The sequence below is a fragment of the Halobaculum sp. EA56 genome, assembly GCF_051195075.1.
Classification (GTDB): Archaea; Halobacteriota; Halobacteria; order Halobacteriales; family Haloferacaceae; genus Halobaculum.
This window is the reverse complement of record NZ_JBNTJX010000044.1, coordinates 1-5990: the sequence shown is the minus strand read 5'-3', so window position 1 is coordinate 5990 and position 5990 is coordinate 1. Positions and strand designations below refer to the sequence as shown.

3 protein-coding genes and 1 pseudogene are annotated in these 5990 nt (G+C 54.7%); all 4 read right to left on the bottom strand.

All coding sequences use genetic code 11. The features are described from left to right. Positions 1–479: 479 nt before the first annotated feature. Positions 480–896, bottom strand: a complete 417-nt coding sequence (locus tag ACQUQ1_RS21445) for a PIN domain-containing protein (RefSeq protein ID WP_435066255.1) — start codon at positions 894–896, stop codon at positions 480–482. Between the two features lie 9 nt (positions 897–905). Then, positions 906–1136, bottom strand: coding sequence for a hypothetical protein (locus ACQUQ1_RS21440; RefSeq protein WP_435066254.1), 231 nt, complete (start codon positions 1134–1136; stop codon positions 906–908). 981 nt (positions 1137–2117) lie between these two features. Then, a pseudogene (locus ACQUQ1_RS21435) lies at positions 2118–3002 on the bottom strand (IS1595 family transposase). Positions 3003–3122: 120 nt separating this feature from the next. After that, positions 3123–5144 (bottom strand): DUF6259 domain-containing protein, encoded by a 2022-nt coding sequence (locus ACQUQ1_RS21430; protein ID WP_435066253.1) that lies wholly within the window; start codon positions 5142–5144, stop codon positions 3123–3125. Positions 5145–5990: the final 846 nt, after the last annotated feature.

The following is a 5990-nucleotide window of genomic DNA, read 5'->3' as shown; positions in this document are numbered from 1 at the left end:
GGGTGTCCCCTCGCTGGTGCCGTACAGCGTGCCGTCAGCGAGTGCAAGATCATTCGGGGAGCGATCAGTCCGCCACCGCTCCGTACGGGCAGCCCGGTCCAGAGCGACGATGCGCTCGTCGGAGCGTTTGTAGAGTCTCACTTCGTAGAAATCCATTTCGCAGAAATTCAGTTCTTGCTCCGCTAACGACAGAATCTGTTGTTTGCGAGGCTTCGGAAAACGACCTCATTTCGTCCCCTCAGATCGGCCGCCTCACAGCCCCCAAGTGGAGCCATTCGACAGTCGAACGGAAGCTACAGCGCCCATCGCTCCTCGAACAGTTCGAATCCGATAGACTGGGGTAGGCAGTGAATGTGTCTACTGTGTCTGCCGAGTACGATTTCGTTCGATGGGCGAATGATTCCGAACGATCGTGTGTCCCTCCGGGGGTTGCGTACAGCCAAACGGATGCCGATTCAGAAAATCAATCGTACATTGAGTCAGGGCGTGTCGAACGAGTTGATGACGTCTCCTGTTGAGTACGTCTCAACTAGATCCTGCTCGTCGAAATCGGAATCGTCACTCCAGATGGACGCATCACAGGCTATCGCACACGCCACATACAGTACATCGTCGGGGTCGGTGTCACCGATTGCTTCGTCTGCTCGGTCGATAGCCGGATAAAAATCGTCGGTGGGAACGACCTCGATGTATTGGAACAGGAGGTCGGTGAACTGTGTCACCCGGTCCGGTTCCATCCCGGACTTCTCCACGATCAGATCCTGGTAGTTCCCGATTTCGTCGTGGACGAACGCAGGTGTCAGCAGGTCAGGTTCGAGCGTGACGATGAGTTCCCGTGTTTTCGAATCGGCGATGAGTGCGGAGATGACGACGTTGGCGTCGATGACCAGCTTCATTCGTCGTGTCTACGCCGATTCCTCGTCAACGCGCTTGCGTCCGCTCTCGTTGATTTTGTCGGCGATCTCCTGTACGTCGCTCTCGGTGAGGTCGCTCTCGCTAGTTAGTTCGTCCATCACCTCCAGCGTCTCGACCTTCTCTTGAATGGCTTGGCGCGTGACCTCACTCCAATTGATCTCGGGGTGGTTCTCCATTCGCTCTTTGAGGTCGTCGTCCACGTTGACGGTGATCGTGGGCATACAGAAATCTATGGATACACAGGTTACTGTGCTTTTCGGTGTATCTCAGATCTGCTGATTTTGGTCGCCTCACAGTCCCCAAGTGGAACCATTCGACAGTCGAACAGAAGCCTGCAGCGCCCATGTTTTCAAGAGGTATAATCGCCCCACTGCGGCGGGTTATCCCTCCTATCGAACTGCGCGCCGTTGCTTTCGTTCGATGGGCGAGCGAACAGGTTATTTCTACTGGGGTTCGCGTACGTTCAAACGGGCCGCAACGGAGGGAATCCATTACTCATTGACGTGTTGATAGAGTCTAGCGATCTCGGTAAGATTCTCATGTGTTGACTCCAATAGGGTGCTGAGTATAGAGCCAGTAGTCAGCAAGGAACTCTTGTTCGTTCCCCGTCTTGAGATGTGGAACGTCCGCTGAGCAGGTATGTGAGTGTACCGCTGGCATTTCTACCAGATTGCGTTGACGTTCATAACGGCTCGCTGAATACACAGTGCGAATCGGCTATCGAGTAGAAACATTCAGCAGTAACGCATATCGCTAGATACGCACTGAGAACCGAATCAGTGATATCTCACCATCACACACCCCCACACCGAATTTTTCCATGTCCGATGACGAACTCATGGACTGGCTCGATGGCGTATACATCAAATTGGCACTCGGATTTCTCCTGTGGGTTATCGTCGACTACTGGCTCAACTGGATATGATTCGGTCCCGCTGCAGGTTCGCTTTGTCTCTCTCCTCTACTCACCACCGTCTCCACTCTATCCCTTGTTGAGGGGCTCAACAGAGTAACCAGAAATTCACTTCTCCCGAAAGCACCCCCTGAAAGACTTAATAAGGGGACCATAGGAAGCAGCAATATTCGTGTCTGGGGGCTTCACCGGGACGTAATCTCTAGATCACTCTCGAACTCTGTTTGATTGGTTGCCGAAGCACGACGGAATAGTGTCGTTCGCTCATGTGAAGTACATTGTTGGTGAGTCAGAGAACTGCTCGGACAATCTCTTTCAGTGCCTCTCGACCCGGTTTGCGGAGGATTTGTTGCCGAAGCTGGAACGGTCTGAGATACGCTGTTAGTTTGTCCTTTGAGACGCCTCGATGCGGCGAGAGCCACCGTCGCGCCAGCGACGCGTGGCTCTCGCAGGTGTTCACGTGCGCGTCTCAATCAACGTACTCGCCGTCATCTTAAATTACTGATGCTCGGTGGAAGCTCTCGTCATCGTCGAGTGGATCGTAGGCCCGAAATCCGTCAGTATAGACCGTCAGCGACTCCTTCTCGCGGTTGTCGAGAAGGAGTCGCACGGTCGCTTCGTCGGCGGATCTCGCTGGCACGGCGTATCGCTGACCGCTGGCGGGATCAACGAGCGTGAACACTGGCGGTTTGTCTCCCTCATACGTTCCTCGTCCGCGTTTCGAGAGGGCACGCGAGTGCGACTCTCGGTCGCGCTCGCGGCCTTTCTTTCCGGCAGAGACGTAGAACTCGTCGATCTCGACCGGGCCAACGAGGGAGATGGCTGGCGCGTCGAGCGTTCTGGCGAACTGTTCGACGCGCCGGCGAATCGAGCGATACGAAACGTCGATTTCAGCGTCTAACTGGCGGATACTCGTGTTGAACCGGAGGAACGAGTAGAACGCGAACAAGAGCTTGTCGAGGCCGATCTTCGCGTGGGCGAAGATCGTGCCGATCTTGTCGTTGAACGTGCGGTCGCAATCCTTACAGAGATACCGTTGATACTCCCGATAGCTGCCGTGTTTGATCACTGACCCAGACCGGTAGCGCGGGCACTGGAGGCCCTCGCGCCAGCGAACCTGCTCCAGCAGGTTCGCGGCGCTCGCCTCCGAACTCAGCAATTCAAATGGGAACATTACATTCGGGTGACGCTGCCGCGTCACCCTTGTCCGCTAGGCTTTCACAGCGCCAGCTCTATCCGACCAACAATCTGCTTCTGAAGAGCGTAGTGTCGTTAGAGTCAGGCAGCAAAATCCTCATTCGTCGTCTGACTCAGACAGCTGCCGGTAGAGAGCCGCTAGTGCCGCAATCATCGAAGTGATTGACGCAGCGAGATCAAACCCGGGCGAATCAACGCTCGTTGTCCGGGTGGTCGACTTTGTTACTGTGCTTCGCGATGTTGCCGTTTGGGATGATGTCGGTGAAGAGGTCTCTGTCGAAGGCGAGAGAGCCTTTTCGGCCAGTTCTTCTACTGTCGAGTATTCTCCTGCCTCGAATGCACGCTTTGCATCGGTGAGAAGCGACGAGTCAAGTGGAACTTGCTCGGAGTTCTGTGCTTCGATCAGTGTCTCAAGTGCCGATAGCTGTCCTTCAGCAGGGGGAGCGAACACAAGGAGTGTTATCGCGTTCGGTTCCAGTCGTAAGGATACCTCTTCGAGTACTTCCTGCGTACCGAGTAGCTCGTATGTGCCGTCGTGAACAGCGTAACTGATACTGTTTGAAGACAGGTCGAACGGTTGCCCGTCTCGGGTAATCGTAGTTTCGACCGACTCTGGTGAGGCATTGGTCAGAAGAATCGCCCGTTCACCCCGGTCGGATTCCCAACTGCTTGCTCGGATTCGGTCGAAGGAGAGTTCTTGGCCAACGATGTCCTCGGTGAATGAGAATTGCGAAGTCTGGACATTTGGGGTCCGAAGCATCCGACCGGTGTTCACGAATCGCTGCCCCCAACTGGTCCGTGCATCACCGATGCGGCCGATATACGAGAGGAGATCCTGGTAGTATTTGTCGCTCTCAGGATCCCCGAGGACATGAAGCCACGGCATCGTCCCGAATACGAGCGTCCGTGCCCACATCACTCGCATCAGTTCCTTCGATAGTTCGCTACCTCGAACTGGGTCTTCACCGTTCTGAAATCGCGTGCTCGTGTACTGACCGAGTCCATACTCTACGAGAGGGATGATACTCACTTCTGGTCGAATGACCGACTGCCCCTGTACCTCTGCTTTCACGTCTTTGGTGTTACTAATCGTCTGATAGGGTAGTAGAAAGTCGGAAATCCCTTCCCCACTTAGCAATGTCCCTGCAGCCTCGTCCGTGATTGCGCTATCCAACTCATTAAACAAGGCTCGAAGCTCACGAGGATACCACGCACCGGGTCCCGGCGGGTGATCGTGGTTAGAATCGTAACACACTCGATTGGCCCCATGTGGTTCACCGTCAATCCAGATTTCTCGCGCCCCCATCTCAGTGACCGTTGTAACGATCTCTTTCACCCGCTGGCGGTAGTCTTCATGGGTCACCTCTACATTATATACTGTCCCAGAGAGATCGGTCTCCCCAGTCGAGAGTGAGCCATCAGGTTCTTTGAGGATCCACTTTTTTGCCGTCTCGGCCTGAGACTGCCACAGGTCAGACTGTTCGCTGATGAACGTCGGGTTATAGAACAATGTCATCGGCATTTCAGCCGCTGCTGCGCCCTCAATGTGGGCGCGTAACCCCTCTGTCCCTTCCGTAGGGGGGAACCAATCGCCAACCCCGGGGTACCCGTGTTTTTGCCATCCCGACTGGAGCAGGTTGAACGGTGTATCCAAGGCCGTTCTCAGTGTATTCGCTGACTCAAGCGTTGCTGCGTATGATCGATCTTGTTCATCAAATCGCTCTGCAAATCCATCACGCCAATAACTGGTATCTTTGAACGTTACTCCAACATCACCGATCCAATCAGGTTGCTCCGGCGGGACATCAGACAACCACCCGGCAGAGGTGAGCCAATCTGTGTAGCGGTTGACTGCATCATGCCAATCTCCCTGTATAGCACCGAATACTGTTGGATATGCCGGCTCGACGGTGGACCGGTCCGTCCGAGGGTACTGATGCTCGACGTGGAGCCCCAGTGAATTCTCAGGCCTTGGCATCCAGGTAAACAGCTTCTGGCGTCCCCCTGTATCCCTAGTGTCGGTGTAGAGGCCTGCTGATGGACTTGTATAGGCGGTGAATTGCATCGTTGCACTGGAGCTCGGATACTCGATATCCGGTGTGTAATCGAGTGTCTCCATGGGCGACGCTATCCGTCGACCGAATTGCTTCGGTAACACGAGCGCGTCCCCCTCGTCTGAAGTTGATTGAATACCCGTGACAAACGGGTATTTTAGTGCTCGTATTGGGCGATTATCGGATGAGTCTACGGTAAGATGCCACCGCGTGAATGGTTCTCCTGATCGGAGTTCGACAGTCAGTCGGATCTGGCCGTTATACTCTCGCGTTTGTGTCTCTGTATCATCCGTTCTGCCGAAGACAGTGGCACCTTGCCAAGTCAGCGTGAGTGCTTGCCCACGCTCAGTTTGAGCTGAACTCACGCCATCAAACTGGGCTACTTCTGAGTCGAAACCGAGGTGGTCATATTCGTCTGAATATAATTCAATTGCCCAGGAAAGGGCATCGGATTCCGGTGTGAAGAACGTGGTACCATTCCGCCGGTCACGGCATTGACGCACCCCACCATTCGTCCTGTCAAATGAAATCTCGAAAAGATTGTTTTCAAGCCGCACCGTCTCTCCTGTTTGCCGCACGGTCGTCTGCTGTTCTGCGTCGTCGAACGAGAACTTCGGTATCATCAACGAACCGCCGACCGACTGTACCACCTCTCGCCGGCTAATCCCCGATAGGACGGAGCGCACTACGGCAACGTGTTGAATGAGTTATGATAAATCATACGATATATTTCTCAGTTACCGTGGCCTTCTGACGGACTTCCCGCGCTCTCTGGATCCCCTCATGCTCTATATCCAGTAGGTGATGTCGCGAAGCTCCGCGACGACTTCCGGTGGCACGAACACGTCACACGACGTGAGGAGGTACTGGAACGGGTCCGGAACGTCGGTGTCGACGGACGCGTCGGCCCT